Below are 24,975 nucleotides of genomic sequence, written 5' to 3'. Positions count from 1 at the left end.
TTTATAAAAATGTAACGCATAACAAAACCTATACCCTTTGGAGATTATTTTTGAAATTACGCAACCTCTCACCGTTAAGCTTAGCAATTATTGCTGCACTCACTACCTCAGTAAATGCAGAAGAAACCAAAACAACAGCAAAGCAAGACGCATTTGAAAAAATAGAAGTAACCGCTCGTAAACGTACAGAAAGCTTATTTGAGTCTCCAACCGCAATTACATCAATTGGTGCAAACCTCATTGATAAAGCCAATATGAGTAATTTAGAAGATATTGGTAAGTATGTACCTAATTTAAATATTACTCGTTATGGCGTGGGGAACTCTGCACATGCATCTGTGTTTATTCGCGGTATAGGCCTTCAAGATCATGTTATTACTACCGATCCTGGTGTTGGGGTTTACTTAGATGGTGTGTATTTAGGCCGTCAAATGGGGTCAAATTTATCGCTACCGAATGTTGAGCGTGTAGAAGTATTACGTGGCCCTCAAGGTACTTTATATGGCCGTAATACTTTAGGTGGCGCGGTTAATGTAATAACCAAGCAACCAGGTGATGAAGGCATTTTAACAACGACTGCAAAAGTGGGTAGCCGAGGTCGTGTAGCAGGCGATATTTACTTTAATAACGCATTAACTGATGATTTGAGTATGTCGGCAAGTGCGTCTTACAAGCAGCGTGATGGGGTGGGTACAGCAGTTAATTTAGCTAACCCAGAAAAGGAAATTGGTGAAGAGCAAGAGTTTAGTGGCCGTGTTGCATTTAAATACCAAGCAACTAGCGACCTTGCATTTACTTTTTCTATAGATGGCGTTGATAACGAATCGGGCCAATCGCCTTATACAATTGAGCTTACCGCACCACTTGATCCAAATGATCAGAACAATGGCGATTTCCCATTATTAACACCAGATTTAATTCCGGCAAATCCAGATGATTTAGGCACAACCGTTGCGGGTATTGAATCAACTTCTTACTCAGGTTGGGGAACTTCATTTGCTGCTGATTGGGCAATTAACGACACTTATACAAGTAAGTTTATCTCAAGCTACCGTACCTCTGAGTATGAAGGTGGTTTAGATGATGATGCATCAGCGCTTAATTTATCTGAGTTTCCAGAGCAAGGTGGTGCTGATCAATACTCATTTGAAATTCAGTTAAACGCAACGTTTGACAACATGGACTTTGTATCTGGCTTGTACTTCTTTAATGAAGATGGCTTTACCCGTTCAGAAGACTTTGTATTTAGCCCATACAATACGCCAGACAGTTTTGGTTTCTTCGAAATAAATCAAGAAACCAACTCTTATGCTGCTTACTTTAATGCCGGCTACGATTTAACCGACGATTTAAGCATTGGTGGTGGCCTGCGCTACTCAAAAGATAAAAAAGAAGCGAATGCGATTTTTCCATCTTTTGCCGAACGTAAATATGTATCTGCAGACTTTGATGCTGTGACATGGGATATAAATGCTTCGTACCAGCTTAGTAATAATATGAATGTGTATGGTCAAGTTCAAAAAGGTTACCAAACAGGTGGCTTTCCACCGCGTCCATTTGGCGGGCCTGATCAGTTTTCATCATTTGATGAAACAAAAGCAATTAACTACGAAATTGGCTTAAAAGGCCAAGTACACGAAAATGTATCTATGATGTTGGCTGTATTTGTAACTGACTACACAGATTTAGCGCTGCCATTTTCAGACCCTACTTCGGGCGGTGGTTTTGTAACTATCGTTGAAAATGCTGGTCAATCAAAAGCGCAAGGTATTGAGCTTGAAACAACAGTAGCCATTACTGACGACTTTACTATTCGCAGTGCAGTGGGTTACTTAGATTCAGAAATTAGTGAAGTAGCAGCAGGCGTACAAGGAATTGGTAAAGGCGATTCGCCTGCATTAACACCACGCTGGACTGTGATGATTGCGCCTTCATATTTTATGGATTTAAATAACGGTGGCACTCTGGCTTTTAATGCAAACTACTCGTACCGCAGTGAAATGCAAGGTCAGTCAGTATTTAACTATAGCGAAACAATTGATTCTCGTGAGTTAGTTGGCTTTAATATTTCTTACACTAACCCGTACGGCGATATGGAAGTAACGCTATATGGTGAAAACGTATTAAACGAAGTGTACGATGTAGGACGCCTACAACAAACTGGTTTTGTTGGCGTTATGCGCAGTAATGACCGCAGTGAATTTGGTTTAAAGTTCAAAAAAGACTTCGAGCTGTAAACTAATTTAGCTAACGCATTTAAACAAAAAGGTAAGCCGCGGCTTACCTTTTTTAATATTAGTAGGGCAAAATTAATCTTTGTTTAGATCTTTACGTGCTTGCTCAATTTCTTCGGCAATTTCACGTGCTTTTTGTTTGGTTTTTTCGGTTAGCTCGCCTGCCGTTTCTTTACTTTTTATCCACGCATCAACAGCAACTTCTTTGCCGTCATCGTACATATCTAAACCCATTGCTTTACTTTGCTGTAATAACTGATTTAGCGACTCGTCATGTTTAATTTCGTGAGTGGTTTCTTTTACTTTAGTCCACGCTTTATCTAGCTCTTGCTGCACTTGAGCACCGGTGTCTTTAGCGTCTTCTTTGATCTCTTTGGCATCTTCACACGCGGTTAATGTAAGTAAAGTGCCTAATAATGCTAAACCTGCTAATTTATTCATGTGTAATTTTTCCATCGATATAAAATAATATTTAACACCATTATAAGTAACGAAAATGAACATACCCGTAACAAAACGATTAAATTTTAAATTAATGGATAAAAGTGATTGCCCTAAGCTGTTTAAATTGGCTCAATACTTGGGTGTAACTACGGTTTATTGAGCCCCGAGCATTAAGCTCGGGAGTTATTAGAATTAGCCTATTGCGGGTATTAATCCGGCCATTTGTAGGCCTTGGGCACTAATAATAGTTAAACCGCATAATGCTGCAATGGCTAAGCCAATATTACCGCTGCGTACTTTATAACCTGTGTTTTGTGTACTTTTACGTTGCTTATAAACCATAGCTACAGGTAAAAAAACGGCCAAAATCACTAAGGCAATCGCTGCGTAGCCAAGCGCCATAATAAACCCTTGCGGATAAAATATGGCAAAACCAAGAGGAGGTATAAAGGTAATTAATGCCGTTTTAATTCGATCCGCTTTTGTATCTGCTTTTTTGAAAGTGTCGGCAAAAAAGTCAAACAAGCCTAAACTTACACCCAAAAATGAAGTGGCCAATGCAAGATCAGCAAATAACTTAACGGCAGTGGCAACGTTTGGGTTGTGCGCAATGCTCGCCATGCTTTGTACAAAGCCACTTAAACCTTGGCTATTGAGCAAATCATTTTGACTCATAATACCCTGGCTTAATATTTGCCAAAAAATATAAATACCTAACGGTAGCGTTGCACCCGCTATCATTACTTTACGCAGTGTTTTTATGTCTAATCCTACGTATTTAACAATTGAAGGAATAGAGCCATGAAAGCCAAATGAGGTAAATACCACCGGAATAGCCGAGAGTATTAAGCCTTGCTCTACTGGCATTTCAAGTAAATGTTGGCCATGTACATAAGGCGTTAACATATAAAACAGGCTGGCAAGTACCACAATTTTTATTGAAAACAGCACTCTATTAAATTTATCGACCTTACTGGTACCCAGAGTTACGACACCAGCAATTAAAACCGCCAGTAAAACAGAGGCCAGTTGCGGTGCAATACTCACGTTAAACCCCGTGTTTATGCGATCTTGAAGTTGTGCGCCACCACCAGCAATATAAGCTGCACACAAAGCGTAAAATAAAAATATCACCGAAAAGTTAGCTACATATTGTCCACGTTTGCCAAGCCAAAGTTTAGCTAAGGTATTTAGCGTCGCATCGCGAGGAGCATATTGATGGAGCTCAAGCATTAGCAGTGCAGTGTAGGTCATTAATAACCAACAACCGACAATTAATGTCAGCGCAGTACTAAACCCTAGTCCGGCTGATGCAATTGGTAAGGCCAGCATACCTGCACCTATGGTAGTACCTGCAACAATTAACATGCTACCTATTGTTTTATTTTTAAGCACTTAATGATCCTGATCAATCTTGAGAGGTACGCAAGATATAACTAGTTAACCAAAACTTAAATAGTTTTGTTATAAAAGAAATAAAATAAAGTGTAATTATCTATTTACAACTGTAATTTAAATGCATCTTTTATTAATATTAACTATTAAAAAAGTGCTTTAAGCGTATAGTTTATTTGAAGTTTTTTGAGTTTTATTGTTAATGGCTAAGGAGCGGCATGTGCCAATTAAAGTATCGTACTTTATAATGGTTCTTATATGGTCAACCACACCATTAGGTATAGTGTGGAGCAGCGATACAGTATCGCCAACATTAGCGGTTTTATTACGTATGTTGGTAGGGCTTACTTTAGGTGCTGTAATTATAGCTATTACGCGTATTAGGGTGCCGTGGAATAAAAATGCCTGCTTACTTTATTTTTACTCTAGCATAGGTATTTTTGGTGGCATGTTACTTAGTTATATGGCGGCTAAAACAGTGCCCTCAGGCATTATTTCATTAATGTTTGGCTTAGCGCCTATTTTATCGGGCTTACTTGCCCAGCAACTCCTTAACGAGCCTAAGTTTAGTGCAATTAAGCTAATCGCACTTGCATGTGCCCTAATCGGATTATATTTTGTCAGCTATAACCAAATTAAGCACTCGCAAACTCAGGGGCTTGGTTTGTTATATGTGTTTATAGCGGTGTGTTTTTTTAGTTTAAGTGGAGTGATGATCAAGCGGGTTAAAATTGCTATTCATCCTATGGCAACTACATTTGGTGCTCTGGTGTTTGTAACACCTTTATTTTTTATTGCTTGGTTGCTGCTAGACGGTGAATTAAATATACAAAATTGGAGTGCTAAATCAATATGGGCTATTGGTTATTTAGGAGTATTTGGCTCATTGTTAGGAGCGCTGGCGTATTTTCATGTATTACAAAACTTAAATGCCAGTACTGTTGCACTTACCACGCTTATTACCCCAAGTTTTGCATTAGGGCTTGGCGCATGGCTTAATAATGAACCGCTTAGCAAGGAGCTTATTAGTGGTGCGGTTATTATTTTACTAAGCTTAGGTGTGTTTCAGTTTGGCGAGCAAATAGTTAATCGAAATAAGCAAAAAATATGATGTTAAAGCATCATATTTTCGCTATTTGAATTACTAATCTACGGTTTTTGTTGCGCCCTAAAATAGTATCGTTAGTGTCTACAAAACGTTTTTCACCTAACCCATCGGTATGCACTTTAGTTTCATCAACACCTAAACTAATCATATAATCTTTAATTGCTTTAGCGCGTGTTTTAGAAAGGTCTAGGTTATTCCATCGACCGCCATAGCTATCGGTATAAGACGCTATATTAATTGACTCAATACTTGGATCATTTTTTAAGTATTCAGCAATTTTATCTAAACGTTGCTGCGAAGATTTAGTTAATTTACTGCTGTTAGACTGATAGTTCATTACCGTAAACGAAATATCTTCAAAGCTATATGGCAATAATTCATCGCGGCATTGTAAAAAGGCCCAATAGGCTTGTTTAAAATTAACCCCCGACATGCCTACGGCAATTTTATCGGCACTATTTTGCCAGTCTTGATAATAAAAAGTAGGCTGATTACCTTTTTCAAGTTCGGTGAGCATTTCCCATGCGGTTTTATTACCCAGTTCGCCGTCAAACTTTTTAAGTAACTTCATGTCAGCTATATCGCGAACTGGCGTACCGGCTCGCCATGCTGGTGGCACTGCTTTTAAGCCCGCAATAGCGTAATTATCAGGGCGAACAACCATATCTAAATTAAAAGTAAGGTCTTTGTTTTTACTTGCATTAACATTAAATATGGCTTCGCCATAATATGGAACTTCATGATTTAACTGGCATTGTAAACGAGAGGTTTTAACTACTTGCCAATTAGAGTTGTCTTGATCGGCAATGTATTGGCGCATAGCACCATAGCTGCTATAACTGCAAAGTGCGCTGGTAATACCAAGGCTAATAAATAACAACTTAAACTTCATCGGGAATTCTCCAGTAAATCAGTATTGCCAATAATTTGGCAAAATACCGTGTAATAGCACTTAATAGTAAACAATACAGAGTAAGCTCTAACTGTAAAGCAAATTACATGCCTATAGTTTTAGCTATAATTAATCAATAAATCCTCTAGCCGAAAGGCCCCCAATTTTGACATAATAGATGGCTTACACCTACAAACCAAGAAGACTATGGCAAATACTGAGCAAACACTTTTCGCAAAACGCTTTCGTGGCTTTTTTCCAGTGGTAATTGATGTTGAAACTGGCGGGTTTAATAAAGATACCGACGCTTTATTAGAAATTGCAGTATCTGTTTTAAAAATGGATGACGAAGGATTGCTTAGCATAGATCACACGGTGCACTTTCATGTAGAACCGTTTGCAGACGCTAACATTGAACAAGCGGCCATTGAGTTCAATGGTATTGATCCATTTTCAGCACTGCGCGGTGCCGTGCCTGAAGAGCATGCAATTAAAGAAATTTGCAAAGTTGTGCGCAAAGCGCAAAAAGCAGCCGGCTGCCAACGTTCAGTTGTGGTTGCGCATAATGCAGCATTCGATCATGGTTTTTTAAATGCAGCAATAGAGCGCAATAATATAAAGCGTACGCCGTTCCATCCATTTGTAAGTTTTGATACTACATCGTTAGCAGGGCTTGCTTTAGGGCAAACTGTACTTGCCAAAGCATGTAGAGCAGCGGGTATTGAATTTGATAATAGCCAAGCACACTCAGCACTTTACGATACAGAGCGTACCGCTGAGCTTTATTGTTTAATAGTGAATCGCTGGCAACAACTAGGCGGTTGGCCACTAGCGCCATTAGAAAGCACCGATACTGAGTTACAAGTAGATGATAGTGATAGCGATGATGCTAAAACGTCTGAGTAATTTTACCTTCGCTTAGTTTGACTAAATGGGGCGGATAAATACGCGAAAACTGCTTAGTGTCTTTTGCTATTTTAAGCTCCACACCCGGATGCATTAAATCGTTAACTTTTAAGTGGCTGGTGGCCAATAGTTGCATTATTTTATGCTTAATAAGCTGTTTTTGACGTTGTAACTGGGCAGTACGTGTTTGTATATGCTGCTCATTAAGTTTTATTTTATCTAAATATAGTTGACGTTGTGCCGGCGCTGGGATTTTGTTGGCCTTAATTCGCGCATTTTTTAGCACAGCAGATTTATCAGCAAGCAGCTTTTCAAAGTCAAAAATTTCAGTTTGCTTTTCTCTCAGTTCAAACCAATGTTGTGCTAAAAACACCTTGGTTTTAGTTCCTGCGGGCGCACCCAGCTCACCAGTTTCAAGGCGCAGTGCATCTAATATATTACCGCCAATTATTTTACCGCGCGGATTGTTCGCTTTTCCTACTCTAATTAATCGCTTAGCGCGTAAATCACAATGTAAAGCCTGGCGTTCAATAAAGAGATCTTGCGCTGTTTCTATGTGGCAATACTGCGCATATCCAACGCAAATAGTCCGCTGAGCAATTATGTGGCAACTAAATGCTTCATCAACTTCGCGCTTTCGGCCAATGGCACCTAGCATAATGGTTACTGCACCTTTACTGTGTATTGTTCCTGATTCTACAAAGCCTAAAACAGTAATGTCGCCATTCGCTTTAACATGCATACCATCTTTAATATCACCACTAATAATTACGCTACCGGTAAAGTTAATATGGCCGGTGCTTACATCTACGTTATCAAAACATAACACGTCATCCACACGCATTCCACGGGGGAGGGCAACTGGTACGCCTTTGCAATCAGCTATTAATATATTTGGGTTATTAGGATCTATTTTGGTTCCCTCAAAGGGCTGCAATTGATGCTCTTTTCCGGGCTTTGCTAAAATAATATCGCCAAATACAGTATAACCATCTTCACCTAAAGTAGCCGCAACTCGCTGCATAAGTGGCGTGCCTGGTTTTACCGTAATAATTGCCCCTAAATTTTTCATATCAACTTTACCGCCTTCCTTAGCTTGCGGGCTAAGTACGCGATCTTGTGCGGTTGAACACAAACGTACAAATTTGGCGTCAAGGCCTTTTTTAGGGTTACGGCCATGCGCAATAATTGCAGAATATTCGCTTCCTGCTGGGTGCTCAAATTGCTGTCCTAAAAAGTTATCTAAGGCTTGTGGGCTTATGCCCTTACTAATACCAGCATCAAAAAGTGCTTTTTGTGCGTCTTGCATTGATAGCAATACACCACCTTTTGCCGTTTTAATCGTTGCTTCGGCTACCATATTTTTGTCATCAATATTAATAGTAATAGCGGCATTAATTGCGTGTGCAACAATTAACGATTCGCTTTGGTAATTTTTACTTTGCGTAAATAACTTACTAATATTGACAGCTATAATCTCAAAGTCACAATACTGAGATTGCTCTATCAATGTTATTAACTGTGTTGTTGTTGCTATAAAACCACTGTCTATAGGATGCTTTAATAAAGACAAGTACCCTGTTTGTTGATTAAATGAGAAAACCGACATTTATAAATTCCCTACGTAATATGCCTGTTATTATTTTATTTTTTATATAAAGATCAAAATTTGTTATTAAATAAATTTTAATCTCGTATTTGAGCACAAAGCAGAGAGAGTGTTAAGTAAATGTTATTGCTTACTCGGGTTGTTTGCATAGCTTTGCCTGTTTAATGCACAATAGTGCCTAGTAAGTAAAAATAAAGCATCGAAGGGCCTTGAGTATCAGCATATTACTCGGTTATACTAGCCGTACGCTCTGAATGAGTTACTAATTCAGGGGCTGATTAGGATTCGACGGAATTCAAGAAGCCCAAGGTGCATGTCGAGGTGCGGTTTGCCTCGTTAAACAGCCGCAACCTAAAGTAATCGCAAACGACGATAACTACTCTCTAGCGGCTTAGGCCAGCTAGCGCTCCTTCTATGTATTCTTGTGGACTAGATTTTGGAGTGTCACCCTAACACCTGATCGCGATGGAAACCCTGGCCGGGGTTGAAGCGTTAAAACTAAGCGGCCTCGCCTTTATTTACCGTGTTTGTCCGGGACTTAAAGGTTAATTAAATGACAATACTAAGCATGTAGTACCGACGGTCGAGGCTTTTCGGACGGGGGTTCAAATCCCCCCAGCTCCACCAATATCGGTTTTTAGATTCGTTTGTCTAAAAACCCTAAAAAACCCGCAACGCTTGAGAAATCAAGCTTGCGGGTTTTTTTATGGCTAAAGGTTAATTAAGATCACAGACCCATTAAGCTATTCGCCAAAGTACCCACGAAGCAGGTAGCGCACTTCATTGAGTGATGATTTTTGATGCAGTAACCGAAGCTAAGCTTTTAAAAATGAAGGTTTAAATGAGGGGAGTAACTGAGAGTTTAAAACTGTCTGATGTAGATAAATTAATAATCAACCTTATTAGCAACGATCCTCATATTACAAACGCACAGTTAGTTGTCGCTAGCGAAACGTCGTTGAGCGCCATCTAAAGGCGAATAAAGGTTTTGAAAGAAGCAGAGTAATAGTAAGAATTGGGTATTGGCTCTAAAAAACCGGCAATTGTCAGATTAAATAAGTTATTTATACACAATTAATACGCTAATAATTTAGTGGCACTTCTATTCACGTAAAATAAATAAGTTCTTAAATTGAAAGTGTTTTAAATACTTGCCCGATATTAATTTGCCTAAAGGGCAGTGTAGCCATGTTTTACGGCATACTTTTGCGAGTCACTTTATGATGAATGGAGGTAATATTTTGGTACTACAGCAAATACTTGGTCATGCAAAGATTGAGCAAACCATGGTTTACGCGCACTTTGCACCAAGTCATTTAGAAGATGCTATTAGGTTTGGACCTAAGATTAACTGCTAAAAGTATTTACAGCGTTAAAAGCTATTGGATAAATCTCATTTTATTTGTCTCTATTTCCAAACATCTTTATCCAAAGAGCAAAACCACGCTGCTGAAGACGGTATTCCCCAAGTTTTGATGGGTTTTTTAGAATAATCTTTCGGTTAGTAAGAGCTTTTAAGGCGTCAGTTAAAGTTTGATCACTACCGGTAAACTTTTGTCTTATTTCACTTTTTTTGACCCAAGCACTTAAACTTTCAGCCATAATTGCGAGAACATCTCTATATTCGTCTGATTTTATTTGCTCATGATATTGAGATGCATAGTAACGTCGCCCAATTGAATCTAAAGCTCCGCCTTCATTAAATGCTCCAGCTAGTACATCATGTTCAGATATTTCACCATCATCGTTAATATCAAATGCTGAATACGCAAATTGTTGAATAAAGTGGGGATAACCTTCAGATAAAGTGGATATTCTAGATTTAGCTTCATCAGATATGGTAGTTAAATCCTGATTCACTCTATTACCTTCACTCATTCCTTGTTCGATAACATAATATCTGTCTTCTTTAAGTAGTTCTTTTACTTTTAAATGATGAAAAATACGTAGCGAAGACTCATGAGAATCTGATAACTTCCCAATTACCTCAGGCAAACCCGCTATCACAAACATGACGTTAGTACAGTTATGTTGTTGTAGCATCTCAGTAACTATTTTAATGAAGTAACCAAGATGTAATTCTGGTGAAGCTGCGTCAGCTTCGTCAATGAAAAATACAATACCGTCTTTGGCTTGTTCACCCTTTTCTGGGTTTGTAATTCTATTACAAGTTTCAGCTAAAGAGTATGCCAAATCATCAATTATTAGGTCAGGTTCTTCAGCTACAGAATTTTTCTCAATTCCTGAATCCATAATTTTAATGCGTTGAACAAAGCTCCATGTTTCATTTAAGAAAGAGCGCACAGATTCTATTTTGCCCAATTCACGCTTCAAACCTTTATCAATAATTTTTATGAAAGTATTTAAGTTTGTTCGAGGGGATATTGAAGTATTGATGGTTACAAAATTCATATTGCCATACTCAGTAGCAATACTTCCATCAGCAAGAGGTTTATAGAGCATCAAAAGAGATGACTTTCCAATGCCTCGCTCACCTGTAATTAAAAAGTGAGTTGGACTACCATTTCTAGTTTGGTGTAAGCCATGCTCAAAAGTGTTAATTTCATTTATACGCCCTGCAAACATTGCGGTCGGAGCAGGACTGTTAGGTTTAAATGGGTTGATTTTTTTCAATTCAAGCCTCATAGAGTAGTTTGAGAGCAAAACATTACTGCCAGTAGTTATGCTTTTTTATTATGTCCACATAATGCCCAAATACAAAAGATTACACAAGACTTTAGAAGATACTATAAGAAACTAAGCTTATGATTTAAAAGTAAGTACTTGTTTTAATTAGTTACCTGTAGTAATCGAGGCTTTTCGGACGCGAGCCCCCCAGTTCTGCCAATAATGACTTTTAATTTCGTTTTTTTATGGCTGTAATTTAAGGTGGCTTTTACAAGATTAATATTGTGATGGTGAACGAGTTGTCCATATTAGGTTTGCTAAAAACGATTGGAGGTACGGCAGGGTTAGTTATTAAATGTGAGCCAGCGTTTGGGCTGGCTCACGAGAGTGCAATAGCTTAAGTGCGGCTATTAACCGCTAACAAAAGGAAAGCTTAAATACAGCTGTATAATGAGTGCGTTGGTAATATCAATGAAAAATGCGCCCACCAAAGGTACTACTAAAAATGCCTGTGGTGAGGGGCCGTAACGAGATACTAAAGATTCCATATTTGCAACTGCGGTAGGCGTTGCGCCTAAACCAAAACCACAATGACCGCCCGCTATTATTGCGGCGTTGTAGTTTTTACCCATTACTCTAAAGGTAATAAAGTAAGCAAACAGCATTAGCATAACGGCTTGTACTAAAATCATAAATATCATTGGGCCGGCTAAGCTCAGCAGTTCCCATATTTTTAACGACATTAAAGCCATGGCTAAAAACATTGATAGCGCCATAGTGCCCCATAAGTCTATACAGGCGCGGCTTACCTTATAAATTTTAGAAAATTCAGTAAGGTTAGTAATAAAAACACCAAATAATAATGGGATTAAAAATGCTGGTAAAATAACGTCAATTGCTTTTAATGCGTCGTAGCCCATGCGGCCTAAGTACATACATAATAATATAACAAACAAGGTTTCCATCATTTTACGCGGTGTTACTAGGTCGTGATCATCTGGGTCGAAGGTAACTGTGTCATCGCGCTCTTCATGGTATGAAGTGTCTGCTTTTAAGTTGTATTTATTAATGAGGCGTCTGCTGACTGGGCCGCCAACTAAGCCACCAAGAATAAGCCCAAGCGTAGCGGCTGCCATTGCCAGTTCAAATACGCTACTTTGCATACCATATTCATTAATAAATAAATCAGCGTACGTAGCACCACTACCATGGCCACCAGAGAGTGTTACAGAGCCGCCAATTAAGCCCATTAAAGGCTCCATACCGGTTGCTACCGCAATAGATATACCTAAGGCATTTTGCACCAATAAATAAATTGTTGCGACGCCCAAAAACAGCGCGACTTTAGGGCCGCCTTTAATTAATAAGCTAAAACTCGCACCCAAACCAACAGTGGTAAAAAACATGGTCATTAATGGGGTTTTAAAAGTCATATCGAATTGAAAGTTAATATCAAAGTAAACGTGCAGAATGGCCGCAATAATAGAAAAGGCAATACCACCCACAACGGGTTCAGGAATGTTGTTGTCTTTAAGAAAAGCAATTTTGCTATTGAGATAATAGCCTGCAAAAAGTATTAACAAAGAAACTAACAAGGTTTCTATAATAGAAATTTCAATATTCATAAGCGCATTTAACCTTTTTAATACGGTATATTTTTGTTTGCACATGAACCAAAGTTTGACCGTGAAGAGGTAATCAACAGATTAGCAGTTCAAAACTTTAGAGCGCCATAAGCAAAAGCAGTACCTTGCAACTTAGCAAATCATTAATAAAAAACAGGCAAAGTTTAATTTTGAGGGCAGGAGCTTAGCATATACCGGTTACCGATCAAGATGCATATTTTAAGTTTGTATACTATTTTGCAGCAAACACAGCCATAAAGTAATTCTTATTCATTAGTTTTAATGTGGTTGTATTTTTTTACAACAAACAAAGTTGGGTGTAATTGTTAAAAGTTGCACAGATAAAGGGACAGTTCATTTTTATTAGTTACGTATTTGGGCTAATTTATAGCGGGTTATTAATTTTAAAATTGAATCTATAATTAATTGTTGTAAGCATATTTTAAACTTAATGCTGAGCTTTAATGTGCTGTGGCTTTACACAATGCTTATATTTTTTGAACGCAATTTAAACTATGCATGTTATACCTAATGGTTATACAAAATCACTAAAATAAGCCTCAATATAAGGTGTTATTCACCCTAGAGCATAAATATGGATTTATTGGCTACAGAGTTTATTACTCCCTGTATAGCGCTGTTACTTATTGTACTTGCAGGTTTTACATCATTTGTATCTGCCGCGTTTGGTGCCGGTGGCGGGCTGATGTTATTAGTTGTTATGGCATCAATTATGCCAATGACGGTCGTGGTGCCAGTGCATGGCTTAGTACAATTAGGATCGAATGCAAATAGACTAGTGTTGAGCATTAAACATATAGATAAAAGTATGTTTATTTACTTTACGCTTGGTGGGTTGGTTGGCGCTGGCATTTCTAGCACTGTAGTTAATGATATTCAGTTAGATGGTATGAAGTTGGCGGTTGCGGTATTTGTGGTTTATTTATTGTGGGGTAAAACGCCTAAATTTAAAAACGACTCAAAGCTGGGGCGTTTAGTTGCGGGTTTAATAACGGCATTTATTTCTATGTTTGTTGGCGCAAGTGGACCGCTAGTAGCGAGTTATTTGCATATTAATAATTATGACAAATTAAAGTTCACTGCAACGTTTTCTAGCATTATGACCCTACAGCATGTGTTAAAGGCGTTTGTTTATACTGTTATTGGGTTTAACTTTTGGCAATGGTTGCCATTGGTGATAGGTATGATAGCCAGTGGTGCGCTAGGCACTTGGTTAGGTATTTATTTACTTAAACGTATGTCCACAGCACGTTTTAAAGCTATTTTTAAGGTTATATTAACACTTATGGCTTGCCAATTGGCTTGGCAAGGCATAAGTGAAATATTGCTATAAGCAGATTATTTTACCGCAGCTTTAATAGGGCTGTCGCCATCAAAAAGCTCAAAAATACAACTGCTATTACATTGGTTTTGCGCAATGTTAAATAAAACATGAGCAACGTTTTCTCTGCTTATTTTTGCATTTGAACGATCGCTTGGTCGTGTTGTGCTAATAAGCATTGATGCAGCTTCGTTGGTTAATGCACCCGGTCGTACAATGGTATAACTAAGGCCGCTATTTATTAGGTATCTGTCTGCCATATGTTTAGCTACTAGGTAAGGTTTTAGATCACTTTGAATTGCATCAGGATCGTCAGCACCTAACGAGCTCACCATAATAAAGTGTTTAACCCCGTGCTCTTTTGAAAAGTTAATTGCCTTAGTAGCAGCCCACAGATCAATTAATAAGGTTTTATCAGCACCTGTACCGCCGCCTGAGCCAGCAACAAATATAACTTGCTCACAGTCTTTTACTACGTCACTAAAATCGCTTTCTAAATCTTGTTCGATAATAGTTAAATGTACGCTATTTAAATCACTTAGTTTATTTTTATTGCGCACTAAAGCGATTACATTATGCTCATGCTGGAGTAATAACTCGGTAGTCATTTTACCAATTTGCCCGCTTGCGCCAATAATTAAGGTTTTACTCATCATTAACTCCTAAATTTGTTTGCTATTTCAGCTTACAGTAGATCGTGACTCGTTGGTATACCTTTCAAGTATAGCTAACTGATTAAATTTTATTACGAATTAAATCACGCACTATAAAACGAGCAGGGTGAATAGCTTGGCTTACACGCTCGCTGAGCGGGCGCGGCTCGTTGTTTAAACTGCTAATTAAGTGTTCACTGCAAAGTGGCGCACTGCATAAAGCACGTGCACCAAAGCCGGTGAAAATATGTAGCCCTTGTTGTTTTTTACTTAGGGCTTGGTACTGATAGCGTTTACCTAAACGTAAATTAGCAAAGGCAGTTAGGTAATCGCTTTGCTCTACCCACTCTCCTGCCATAGGTAAGTGATCAATAAAACTACAACGCACTGCGGCTTTTGCTGCGGTTATATTGCCTAAGCTAGTTGCAAAATTACAGTGGCCGTAAAAGTTGAGTAATTGCTCGCGATTACTAAGGTTGTCTTGCTCAGTTACTTGTCGGCTTTTGGTGTTTTTTTCAAACGTTGCACCCATACAATGATGATCTAAATAAGCGGGTGTAAAATAGCCTTTATGGCACAGCACCGTTTTTAGTTTAGTTGACTGCTCACTTGCCTGCACATGCGATACTTGCCCGCGTACACCAACGATTGGTAGTGCTTTAGTTTGTGCAAATGCATCGCTGTGCTCACCCGCACATATAATTACATCGCTAAAGGGGCCAAACTGTTTGCCGTTACTAAAAAGTAGCCAGCCGTTGCTGGTTTTTTTTAATTGTTCTATATGGCAGTTAAAAGTACTTTTATAAGGCGATAAACAATGGGCGGCGCTCAACATAGCATTAACTAGTTGTGGTGGGTTTACCCAGCCACCTTGTTCAAAATATACGCCAGAATAACCAGTAGTAACTCCGGCTATAGTATCTCCTTGCTCTGCGGTTACGTTACGCATTAATGTTTGTGGCCATAATTGCTGCTGGGCTAAATTTTCATGGCGATCAACGAGTGGCTGTTTTACTGCATGCTGCAATACACCGCACCAGCTATGATCAAAACTAAAGCCATCATTGAGTAACTGTTTATAAAACCGTTTGGCATATAAAAAGCTATGCGCAAATAGCTCGCTGTGTGGGGAGTTTTTTGCTTGTAAATGAGGGTATACCGCCCCTTGCACGTTGTGCGATGCCCCCATAGCGGGTGCAGCATCTTGGCAAAACAATTGGCTGCTAATACCTCGCTTAGCTAGGCTGTATAAAATACAGCTGCTGGCAATACCACCACCAATTACCGCCACATTACTAAGCGGGCTTACATCGTGATTAAAATAACTTGGCGCCGATTGCGTATCGTTAGTGTGTTTTAATGTGCCAATTAGCATGCTACGTTTGTGCGCAAACCCTTTAACTTTTTGCATGGTAAAGCCTGCATCACTTAACCCACGACGAACAAAGCCGGCAGCGGTAAAGGTAGCAAGGGTGGCTCCTACTTTTGAAATGTTAACCATGGCATTAAACAGGCTTTGTTGCCACATGTCAGGGTTTTTACTCGGTGCAAAACCATCTAAAAACCAAGCATCTACTATACCTGATCGCGGATAGCTCATTGTTTTAATCGATTCCAGTGCATCACCAAAATATAAATCGAGCACGATTGTCCCATTATTAAATTCAAGTCGATGGCAGCCTGCTAAATTAATGGGATACTGGCTGATAAGTTGCTCACTTAATAAATTAAGTTCAGGCCATGCTGTTAATATTTTGCTTAAGTCACTTACACTTAATGGGTGTTTTTCAAAGGCAATAAAGTGTAGTCGCTTTACACCATAGTTTAGTTGCTTTTGAACTTGTTGGCGTGCAAGGTGGTCAGTAAAGTGCTGGCATGTATTTAAAAAGTTAAGGCCAGTACCAAAACCGGTTTCGGCTATAACAAAATGTGCTTGGTCATGGCTTTGTAACCGTGTATCTATATTGTTTTGCTGATAAAACACATAATAAGATTCAGCTAAGCCATTATCGTCAGAATAATAAATATCATCGAAGTCATTGGCAACAGGTGTGCCTTGGTGGTTAAAGTGAATGTTGGCGTTTTTTATCATGACCCATTTAATTTTAGAGATGAAATTTTTTAATTATTTTACGTGTTTTCTTTGAAATAGTCTGGCGTTATTTATAAGCTAGCAGTTCAGAGTACAAGTGTACGCTAGAAAGCTGACCACTTAGATGATTAAATTCGCGTAAAATAGAACGCAATTAAGTATTAAGCTAAGGGAATTACCCATGAGAAGAGCCGTAATTACAGGTATCGGTGTTGTATCAAGTATTGGTAACAACAAAGAAGAAGTATTAGAATCGTTAAAAACAGGCCGTAGTGGCATTGCGTTTAACCAAGAATTTGCCGATTTCAAGCTACGTAGCAACGTGTCGGGCAAAATTGATATTGACGTTAAAGAACATGTTGACCGCAAAGCAATGCGTTTTATGGGTGATGCTGCTGCCTATTCTTATATTTCAATGACGCAAGCGATTGCAGACTCAGGTTTATCTGACGAGCAAGTGTCAAACGAGCGTACGGGTATTATAGTTGGTTCTGGTGGTGGTTCATCTAAATGGCAAGTAGAAGCGGCTGATATTTTACGCGAAAAAGGCGTAAAGCGTGTAGGTCCTTATATGGTGCCACGTACTATGGCAAGCACCACGTCTGCATGTTTAGCAACACCGTTTAAAATTAAAGGTGTTAACTACTCTATTAGTTCTGCATGTGCTACATCAGCGCACTGTATTGGTAATGCAGTAGAACAAATTCAACTTGGCAAGCAAGATGTTGTTTTTGCTGGTGGTGGTGAAGAGCTGCACTGGACTTTAGCAATGGAATTTGACGCTATGGGCGCACTTTCTACTAAGTACAACGAAACACCAGAAAAAGCATCGCGTACGTACGATGCAAACCGCGATGGTTTTGTTATATCTGGTGGTGGCGGTATTGTTGTGGTTGAAGAGCTTGAACATGCTCTTGCTCGTGGCGCACATATTTACGCAGAAATTGTTGGCTATGGTGCAACGTCTGATGGTTACGACATGGTTGCTCCTTCAGGCGAAGGTGCTGCACGCTGTATGCGCCAAGCTATGCAAGACGTAGAAAGTATTGATTATTTAAATACGCATGGCACATCTACTCCAGTGGGCGATGTTAAAGAGCTTGGCGCTATTCAAGACGTATTTGGTGGTAATTCACCAATGATCAGCGCAACTAAAGCAATGACAGGCCATGCCCTAGGTGCGGCGGGTGTTCACGAGGCTATTTTCTCTTTATTAATGCTAGAGCATGGCTTTGTTGCACCATCAATTAATATTGATGAATTAGACGAGCAAGCTGCAGGCCTTGATATTGTTACTGAACGTCGTGATGTTGAGTTAAATACTGTAATGTCGAACAGCTTTGGCTTTGGTGGTACAAATGCCACGTTAGTTATGAGTAAATATAAAGGTTAATTAGTTTCTTACTAAATACCCAAAGCCGAGCATTGCTCGGCTTTTTAGTTTGTGCAAAGCCTAGGTTGTTCGTTACAATAGCGACCCTTAATTGCCAAACGGACTCTGTATGAAAATTCTTGCCGATCAGAATATGCCTTTAGTTGAGCAGTACTTTGCAGACATTGGTGAAGTTGAGCGTTTTGATGGGCGACAATTAACAGCCGATCAACTAATAGACGTAGATGTGCTGCTTACTCGCTCAGTCACTCAGGTTAATAATGAGCTTTTAGCACACGCTAACAAACTAAGCTTTGTTGGCACCGCAACAATTGGTGTTGATCATATTGATACGCAATTATTAAATGATAAAAATATTGCCTTTAGTAGCGCGCCAGGCTGCAACGCAATTGCGGTAGCCGAGTATGTAATAAGCAGTTTATATGCCTTAAGCCAAGAAAACGCCCGCCCACTTAATAATCAAACAATAGGTATAGTTGGCGTAGGCAGTATTGGCAGTTGTTTGGCGAAAAAATTACAAGCGCTGAATTTAACTGTACTTTTATGTGATCCAATAAAACATGCGCAAGGCTTATTAAACGAGCACGTAGCACTTGATCAATTACTTGCGCAGTCAGATATTGTAACTTTTCATGTTCCGCTTATAAAAAGTGGCGAGCATAAAACGCTACATATGATGGATAAAGCCAGATTAAAAGCGCTCAAACCCGGGCTTACGTTAATTAATGCAAGCCGTGGTGATGTGATTGACAATCAAGCATTATTAGAAGTGATGCAAGCGGGTGCCGATTTAGATTTAGTGCTTGATGTATGGGAAAACGAACCCACTATTTTAACTGAGCTATTGGAGCATGTGCGCTATGCAAGCGTTCACATTGCAGGGCACACCCTTGAAGGGAAAGCCCGTGGTACACAAATATTGTATCAAAAGTTTTGTGAACTCAAAGGGATAGAAGCAACAAAGTCGCTCGACGAATTTTTACCCGTGCCTGCAATTACGCAAGCTACATTAGGACAAAGTTTTAATGAAGCTGATATTGCGCGTTTGGTGCATTTAATTTACGACGTACGCCGTGATGACGGTATTTTACTGCGTGATTTAGCGAATAACGGTTTTGATAGTTTACGTAAAAACTACCCTGTAAGACGAGAATTTAGCACTTTAACAATACAAGGTGATAGCTCGCAGCTAGCCGCTTTAGCCCAGCTTGGGTTTACTGTTGCAAACTAATTTAACTAGCGATGTTGTTTTAATATCGCTTAAAGAGGAATAAATATGTCGCAAAAATATAACGTTGTGGTACTTGGTGCTACAGGTTTAGTTGGTCGTCAAATCATTGAAACATTAGCAGATCGTAAATTTCCAGTGGATCAACTTTTTTTACTTGCTAGCAGCCGCAGCGCAGGCGAAGACATTAAGTTTTGTGGTGAGACCATTGAAGTACTAGATGTTGAAGGCTTTGACTTTAGCCAAGCGCACATAGGCTTCTTCTCTGCTGGTGGTAGTGTGTCAGAGCAGTACGCGCCAATTGCTGCAGATGCTGGTTGTGTAGTAATCGACAATACATCATTTTTTAGAAATGATTTTGAAGTCCCTCTAATCGTACCAGAAGTTAACGCAGCAAGCTTAGCCGATTTTAGAAACCGTAACATAATTGCCAACCCTAACTGTTCAACTATTCAGATGATGTTGGCACTAAAACCAATATACGATGCTTACGGAATTGACCGTATTAATGTATCAACATATCAAGCAGTGTCGGGCGCAGGTAAAAAAGCGGTTGATGAGTTAGCAAAGCAAACCGCTAACTTAATGAATGCCCGTCCAGTTGACAGCGATATATTTCCTAAGCAAATTGCGTTTAACGTGATCCCACAAATAGATGCATTTGAAGATAACGGCTACACCCGTGAAGAAATGAAAATGGTTAACGAAACGCATAAAATATTAGGTGATACTACCATTGCAGTAAACCCAACGTGTGTAAGAGTACCGGTGTTTTTTGGTCATTCAGAGTCAATCAATATAGAAACACGTATGCCATATGACCTTGAACACGTAAAACAGTTATTAAACGACGCGCCAGGTGTTGAGCTTATTGATGATGCGGGCGATTACCCAACAGCGGTATCTGATGCCAGCGGTACTGACACAGTTTACATTGGTCGTTTACGCGCCGATATTTCACATCCACATGGTTTAAATATGTGGGTTGTAAGCGATAATACCCGCAAAGGTGCAGCAACAAATAGCATACAAATTGCAGAAGAGCTTATTGCTAACTACATGTAATTACTTATAGCTTTAAAGCAAAAAAAGCGGTAAACATTATTTGTTTGCCGCTTTTTGTTTATATGGCTGTCAATTAATTGCCGCATATAATTTAAAAGCGTATAAAGATGTTGATATAACAGATTTAAATACTTTTAATTATAAATTTAAGGTATTTATTTTCAAAGTGTTGCGATGGATATTAGTGGCTAACTGGTTTATAGTTTGTAACTGGAATAGAGCTTGCAATAAAAATAGATTGTAATAAAAAATGTGAGTCAGCCATTTGGTTGATGACGGCAAGAATAATCAATGTTTATGCGCCCACTTTGTGGCGCTACGTTAACATTTAAACATTAAAGGATCAGCATGCGCGGTTTAGCTTCACTTATTATATTGGCGTCTGCATTGATAGTCACTTCTGTTTACTCTCAAGACAGTACCCAACTAAAGGGGCCTAAAGGCGTTGACTATGGTGTGCAAGGACGAGCAATAGGGCCAATAAAACCGACCGATACACTCTGGCGTATTGCTGTTAAAGTTCGTCCTGATAACTCTGTAAGCATTTATCAAGTTATGCAGGCCTTGTATAACAAAAATCCAAATTCATTTTTAGAACAAAACCTTAACCACATGCAAAGTGGTGCCTATTTAAACATACCCACCTTAGCTGAAATTAAAAGTGTTAGCTCTGAGCTAGCAAGACAGCGCTCTGAACAAGACGACAAGTTATGGGAAAAAAAGAAAAACGGCACGCTAACGCAAAGCGAAATTAATACAGCTCAAACCAAAGTAACGCAAGCGCGTAAAGTTGACGTAGACGAAGCTAAAAAAGAATTACAAAAAGAATTAAATGACATAAAAACGGATCAAAGTAATAGATTAGTTGAGCTGCAACAGCAATTTAAAAGTTCGGTAAACAATGTTGAAGAAATATTAGTAGAGAATAACAAGCTTAAAAAACAACTCACAGGTATTTCACAAGAGCTAAAAAACTTACGCGAGCAACTAGGGCAAGACAGCGAAATACAGCTGCAACTTAAAGAATTAATAGTTAAACAAAATGAAATAATAGCGCAACAAAAAATCAAAGACGCCAAACAAGATGCCGAATTTGACTTAGGAGCCTTGCTATCTAATCCGCTGGTTTTAATTTTGTTAATGACTATACCTGCATTATTAATTATTTTTGCCGTTGTAATGTTGTTACGTAAACGCGCAAATAACACCGAGCAAAATAACCAAGAAGATGAAGAGTTTTTACCGCAAACTCCCGTTTATAGCAGTGATGACAGCGATGATGTTGTAAGTGCAGCTAGCCACGACGATCCCATTATTCCTGATCCGTTGGATGATTTAAGTGTTCAATTAGATGACGGTATTTCGGATGACGCGCTGTTAGATGACGATGTAGCGTTTGACGACTCATTAGACGATAGCAATTTATTAGATCAAGATGAGTTAGAAAGCTTACTGAGCGATGACATCATTTTTGATGATGAAGACGGCCAAGACGATGATGAGCTCGATATTTTTATGCAGCAAGGCTTTGATGAGCCTGTAGATGACAGCTTAGAGGACACTATTGATTTAGACTTAAACACATCACAAAACAGTGATGATATTTTAAGTGCTGATGATTTAGATAGCTTATTTGATGAAGACGATAGATTACCAGAAATTGAATCGAGTGATAGCGACAAAGTAGCACCAGAGAGTGGGGATTCTCACGATGAAATATCTGCCTTTAGTGAAGAGTTAGCAAGTGAAGATGACGATTTTGATATTGATGATTTATTAGAATCAGAGCAATCATCAATACCAAGCAATACAGAAGAGTTGGTAGAGGAAAACGACGACTTTGACTTAGATGATATCGACAGCTTAATCGATGAAGTAAGTGAGCAGGACGATGCTCTGCCTGAAAAGCAAAGCAGCGCTACAGAGCTAGTTGAAGAAAGCGACGACTTTGATTTAGACGATATCGACAGCTTAATTGACGAAGCAAACGTTCAGGGCGATGATCTGCTTGAAGAGCAAAACAGCGCTACAGAGCTAGTTGAAGAAAACGACGACTTTGATTTAGATGATATCGACAGCTTAATTGACGAAGCAAACGTTCAGGGCGATGATCTGCTTGAGGAGCAAAGCAGCGCTACAGAGCTCGTAGAAGAGAATGACGACTTTGATTTAGATGACATCGATAGCTTAATTGACGAAGCAAGCGAACAGGGCGATGATCTGCTTGAAGAGCAAAACAGCGCTACAGAGCTCGTAGAAGAGAATGACGACTTTGATTTAGATGACATCGATAGCTTAATCGATGAAGTTAGCGAACAAAGCGATGAAAAGCAGCCAGAAACACCGCTTGAAGAGCAAAATAATACAGCTGAGTTAGTAGAAGAAACTGATGACTTCGACTTAGATGATATTGACGACATCGACAGCTTAATCGACGAGGTTAGTGAACAAGGCGAGGAAGAGCAGCCTGAAACAGCGCTTGAAGAGCAAAATAATACAGCTGAGTTAGTAGAAGAAGCCGATGACTTCGACTTAGATGATATTGACGATATCGACAGCTTAATCGATGAAGTAAGTGAGCAGGATGATGAAGAACAGCCTGAAGCACCGCTTGAAGAGCAAAATAATACAGCTGAGTTAGTAGAAGAAACAGATGACTTCGACTTAGATGAAATTGACGATGTTGACAGCTTAATCGACGAAGTTAGTGAACAAAGTGAGCAGGGCGATGAAAAACAGCCAGAAATAGCGCTTGAGGAGCAAAATAATACAGCTGAGTTAGTAGAAGAAACCGACGACTTTGACTTAGATGATATTGACGACATCGACAGCTTAATCGACGAAGTTAGTGAACAAAGCGAGGAAGAGCAGCCTGAAGCAGCGCTTGAAGAGCAAAATAATACAGCTGAGTTAGTAGAGGATTTAGAAAAAGCGCAGCAAGAGTTAAATAGTGACGACGCTGAATCTGTTGACTCTTCATTAAGTGAAAATACAGAGTCAGCACTTGAGTCAGAACCAGAGCTTGCAGTAGAAGAGCAAGACGATTTTGGCGACTCAATTATAGAGGATTACTCAGATACATCGCAGACGTTACTCGATCCTGAAGATGCGCTTGAAGAATATAATGACGATAATTTAAAAAGTGTTGATGAGCTTTTAAATGAGCTACAACAAGCATCCGATGATGAAGAGTATGTAGAACCCCCTCAGTGGTCGGTTGATGATTTTAATGATGTAACAGAAGCCGAATTAGGTGACGACCCTCTAGGTATTGAAAATGATGAATCTGAATTATTAGCAGATGAGTCAGTGCCTGATGTAGCAGCGCCAAGCGAAGAGCTTGATGTAGACGAATACCCTGAGCTAGATCTGAATGACGATGCAATACTAACAGCAGATGAACAGCAAGCGTTTACTCCGCAAGAGCTGCAAGGCGATAACCTAGATGGTGATGCTAAAGGTATGGCCTCGAGTCAAGCTGAACAAGATCTTGCAAACTCGCTACTAGCCGGTGGTAATTTAGATAGTTTAAATGATGACTTTGACGATGAACTATTAATTGAAAATGATTTTTCAGAGCTCGATAGTGAACAACAAAATGAAGATGAATTATTAGCAATAACCTCACCACCAGAGGTTGATACAAGTAATTCGTCTGAGCAGCAATTAAATGATGACGTTAGTGATGATTTGCTTAACGAAGTAGACGATATTCAAATTGAGCAATTAAATGAAGAGTTAGATGAGAAGTTAATTGATGAGCAAACAAATGTAGACCGTGAAGCGGCATTAATGCCAACAGAGTTACCGCATAACGGTGAAGTTGCATCGGATGATGAGCTTGATGACGAGTTTATGGCCGATTTAACTCAGACCGACTTTGATGCATTACTAAATGAATTAGCCGATGCCGATGAGCTGGATATTGCAGACAGTAGTGAGTTTGACGTTGATTTTAATAACTTACTCAGTGATGAAATAGATACTGATGAATCAGCTTTAGTGCCACAGCCAACTGTTAACAGCAATACTATTGAGCAAACTAGCAAAGATGAGTTTGTAGATATTGATGCGTTATTAGAGCAAAGTGACGACGCAGATACAGAGCACGAACCTTACGATGATGTGAATATGGACGTAGGGCTAGGTGATTTTGACTCATTACTGGCCGGCGATAACCCAACAGATGTTGATGCTGAAAGTGGCGGTTATTCTGCTAAATTAGACTTAGCCCGCGCTTATATTGAAATAGATGATTTTGACTCAGCGCTTAAGGTTATCGAAGACGTTATTAATAAAGGCCCTGAAGAAGTTCAACAAGAAGCGCTTAGCTTAAAAGCTAAACTTAAATAAAATAAAGA

The 24,975-nt window shown here is 39.2% G+C and carries 16 protein-coding genes, 1 other RNA gene and 1 pseudogene; 10 read left to right on the top strand and 8 right to left on the bottom strand.

Translation table 11 applies throughout. From position 1 onward, the window contains the following. Positions 1–50 precede the first annotated feature (50 nt). Positions 51–2,237 (top strand): TonB-dependent receptor, encoded by a 2,187-nt coding sequence (locus AAEY55_RS00650; protein ID WP_350549603.1) that lies wholly within the window; start codon positions 51–53, stop codon positions 2,235–2,237. A 72-nt stretch (positions 2,238–2,309) separates the two neighbouring features. Here the strand turns inward: AAEY55_RS00650 and AAEY55_RS00645 are convergent, their stop codons facing one another. Both AAEY55_RS00645 and AAEY55_RS00640 read right to left on the bottom strand, forming a co-directional pair. Then, complete coding sequence (locus AAEY55_RS00645) at positions 2,310–2,675, bottom strand: hypothetical protein (protein ID WP_041454510.1); 366 nt, start codon at positions 2,673–2,675, stop codon at positions 2,310–2,312. A gap of 195 nt (positions 2,676–2,870) precedes the next feature. Further along, complete coding sequence (locus AAEY55_RS00640) at positions 2,871–4,073, bottom strand: aromatic amino acid transport family protein (RefSeq protein ID WP_080516816.1); 1,203 nt, start codon at positions 4,071–4,073, stop codon at positions 2,871–2,873. A gap of 220 nt (positions 4,074–4,293) precedes the next feature. On the opposite strand from AAEY55_RS00640, the gene AAEY55_RS00635 reads away from it, so the two are divergent. Continuing rightward, a complete protein-coding gene (locus AAEY55_RS00635) occupies positions 4,294–5,184 on the top strand; it encodes a DMT family transporter (protein ID WP_182677256.1) in 891 nt (296 codons plus the stop codon). A 10-nt stretch (positions 5,185–5,194) separates the two neighbouring features. Here the strand turns inward: AAEY55_RS00635 and AAEY55_RS00630 are convergent, their stop codons facing one another. Beyond that, a complete protein-coding gene (locus AAEY55_RS00630) occupies positions 5,195–6,073 on the bottom strand; it encodes an OmpA family protein (protein ID WP_011328772.1) in 879 nt (292 codons plus the stop codon). 207 nt (positions 6,074–6,280) lie between these two features. Between AAEY55_RS00630 and rnt the strand changes: the two genes are divergently transcribed. Then, positions 6,281–6,979, top strand: coding sequence for a ribonuclease T (gene rnt / locus AAEY55_RS00625; RefSeq protein WP_350549598.1), 699 nt, complete (start codon positions 6,281–6,283; stop codon positions 6,977–6,979). On the opposite strand, the gene AAEY55_RS00620 is transcribed toward rnt, so the two are convergent. Beyond that, positions 6,963–8,588 carry a DUF342 domain-containing protein gene (locus tag AAEY55_RS00620; RefSeq protein ID WP_197108192.1) on the bottom strand — a complete coding sequence of 542 codons (1,626 nt, stop codon included), beginning with the start codon at positions 8,586–8,588 and terminating at the stop codon, positions 6,963–6,965. The two genes, rnt and AAEY55_RS00620, sit on opposite strands and share 17 nt — an antisense overlap. 270 nt (positions 8,589–8,858) lie before the next feature. On the opposite strand from AAEY55_RS00620, the gene ssrA reads away from it, so the two are divergent. Then, positions 8,859–9,215: a transfer-messenger RNA gene (gene ssrA, locus AAEY55_RS00615) on the top strand. 533 nt (positions 9,216–9,748) lie between these two features. Further along, positions 9,749–9,946, top strand: a pseudogene (locus tag AAEY55_RS00610) (tyrosine-type recombinase/integrase); the annotation flags it as partial. 40 nt (positions 9,947–9,986) lie between these two features. Here the strand turns inward: AAEY55_RS00610 and AAEY55_RS00605 are convergent. Together AAEY55_RS00605 and gltS are read right to left on the bottom strand one after the other, a co-directional pair. Beyond that, positions 9,987–11,222, bottom strand: coding sequence for an ATP-binding protein (locus AAEY55_RS00605; protein ID WP_350549595.1), 1,236 nt, complete (start codon positions 11,220–11,222; stop codon positions 9,987–9,989). A gap of 404 nt (positions 11,223–11,626) precedes the next feature. Further along, the gene (gene gltS, locus AAEY55_RS00600; RefSeq protein ID WP_011328742.1) at positions 11,627–12,841 is read right to left on the bottom strand and encodes a sodium/glutamate symporter; all 1,215 of its coding nucleotides are present in this window, start codon (positions 12,839–12,841) and stop codon (positions 11,627–11,629) included. 595 nt (positions 12,842–13,436) lie between these two features. Between gltS and AAEY55_RS00595 the strand changes: the two genes are divergently transcribed. Beyond that, positions 13,437–14,195, top strand: a complete 759-nt coding sequence (locus AAEY55_RS00595) for a sulfite exporter TauE/SafE family protein (protein ID WP_350549592.1) — start codon at positions 13,437–13,439, stop codon at positions 14,193–14,195. Between the two features lie 5 nt (positions 14,196–14,200). Here AAEY55_RS00595 and AAEY55_RS00590 read toward each other — a convergent pair whose 3' ends face one another. Continuing rightward, positions 14,201–14,836: an NAD(P)-binding oxidoreductase gene (locus AAEY55_RS00590; RefSeq protein WP_011328740.1), complete on the bottom strand. Its 636-nt coding sequence runs from the start codon at positions 14,834–14,836 to the stop codon at positions 14,201–14,203. Between the two features lie 82 nt (positions 14,837–14,918). Then, a complete protein-coding gene (mnmC, locus tag AAEY55_RS00585; RefSeq protein WP_350549589.1) occupies positions 14,919–16,928 on the bottom strand; it encodes a bifunctional tRNA (5-methylaminomethyl-2-thiouridine)(34)-methyltransferase MnmD/FAD-dependent 5-carboxymethylaminomethyl-2-thiouridine(34) oxidoreductase MnmC in 2,010 nt (669 codons plus the stop codon). Between the two features lie 181 nt (positions 16,929–17,109). Between mnmC and fabB the strand changes: the two genes are divergently transcribed. The 4 genes from fabB to AAEY55_RS00565 all read left to right on the top strand — a co-directional run bounded on the left by fabB (position 17,110) and on the right by AAEY55_RS00565 (position 24,967). Beyond that, positions 17,110–18,321 carry a beta-ketoacyl-ACP synthase I gene (fabB, locus tag AAEY55_RS00580; RefSeq protein WP_306287854.1) on the top strand — a complete coding sequence of 404 codons (1,212 nt, stop codon included), beginning with the start codon at positions 17,110–17,112 and terminating at the stop codon, positions 18,319–18,321. A gap of 109 nt (positions 18,322–18,430) precedes the next feature. After that, the gene (locus AAEY55_RS00575; protein WP_179808019.1) at positions 18,431–19,552 is read left to right on the top strand and encodes a 4-phosphoerythronate dehydrogenase; all 1,122 of its coding nucleotides are present in this window, start codon (positions 18,431–18,433) and stop codon (positions 19,550–19,552) included. A gap of 45 nt (positions 19,553–19,597) precedes the next feature. Continuing rightward, complete coding sequence (locus tag AAEY55_RS00570) at positions 19,598–20,614, top strand: aspartate-semialdehyde dehydrogenase (protein ID WP_182677220.1); 1,017 nt, start codon at positions 19,598–19,600, stop codon at positions 20,612–20,614. A 348-nt stretch (positions 20,615–20,962) separates the two neighbouring features. Further along, complete coding sequence (locus tag AAEY55_RS00565) at positions 20,963–24,967, top strand: FimV/HubP family polar landmark protein (protein ID WP_350549584.1); 4,005 nt, start codon at positions 20,963–20,965, stop codon at positions 24,965–24,967. Positions 24,968–24,975 lie beyond the last annotated feature (8 nt).

Origin of the sequence: Pseudoalteromonas sp. 120-MNA-CIBAN-0494, assembly GCF_040308885.1 — a bacterium.
Classification (GTDB): Bacteria; Pseudomonadota; Gammaproteobacteria; order Enterobacterales; family Alteromonadaceae; genus Pseudoalteromonas; species Pseudoalteromonas nigrifaciens.
Note: the sequence above shows the minus strand (reverse complement) of the source record. Positions and strands in the feature narration are given on the sequence as shown.

Excerpts from the sequence above, each read along its gene's own strand:
- AAEY55_RS00645 (WP_041454510.1), bottom strand. The coding sequence starts at position 2,675 with ATGAATAAATTAGCAGGTTTAGCATTATTAGGCACTTTACTTACATTA.
- AAEY55_RS00630 (WP_011328772.1), bottom strand. The coding sequence starts at position 6,073 with ATGAAGTTTAAGTTGTTATTTATTAGCCTTGGTATTACCAGCGCACTT.
- rnt (WP_350549598.1), top strand. The coding sequence starts at position 6,281 with ATGGCAAATACTGAGCAAACACTTTTCGCAAAACGCTTTCGTGGCTTT.
- AAEY55_RS00620 (WP_197108192.1), bottom strand. The coding sequence starts at position 8,588 with ATGTCGGTTTTCTCATTTAATCAACAAACAGGGTACTTGTCTTTATTA.
- gltS (WP_011328742.1), bottom strand. The coding sequence starts at position 12,841 with ATGAATATTGAAATTTCTATTATAGAAACCTTGTTAGTTTCTTTGTTA.
- AAEY55_RS00595 (WP_350549592.1), top strand. The coding sequence starts at position 13,437 with ATGGATTTATTGGCTACAGAGTTTATTACTCCCTGTATAGCGCTGTTA.
- AAEY55_RS00590 (WP_011328740.1), bottom strand. The coding sequence starts at position 14,836 with ATGAGTAAAACCTTAATTATTGGCGCAAGCGGGCAAATTGGTAAAATG.
- mnmC (WP_350549589.1), bottom strand. The coding sequence starts at position 16,928 with ATGATAAAAAACGCCAACATTCACTTTAACCACCAAGGCACACCTGTT.
- fabB (WP_306287854.1), top strand. The coding sequence starts at position 17,110 with ATGAGAAGAGCCGTAATTACAGGTATCGGTGTTGTATCAAGTATTGGT.
- AAEY55_RS00575 (WP_179808019.1), top strand. The coding sequence starts at position 18,431 with ATGAAAATTCTTGCCGATCAGAATATGCCTTTAGTTGAGCAGTACTTT.
- AAEY55_RS00570 (WP_182677220.1), top strand. The coding sequence starts at position 19,598 with ATGTCGCAAAAATATAACGTTGTGGTACTTGGTGCTACAGGTTTAGTT.
- AAEY55_RS00565 (WP_350549584.1), top strand. The coding sequence starts at position 20,963 with ATGCGCGGTTTAGCTTCACTTATTATATTGGCGTCTGCATTGATAGTC.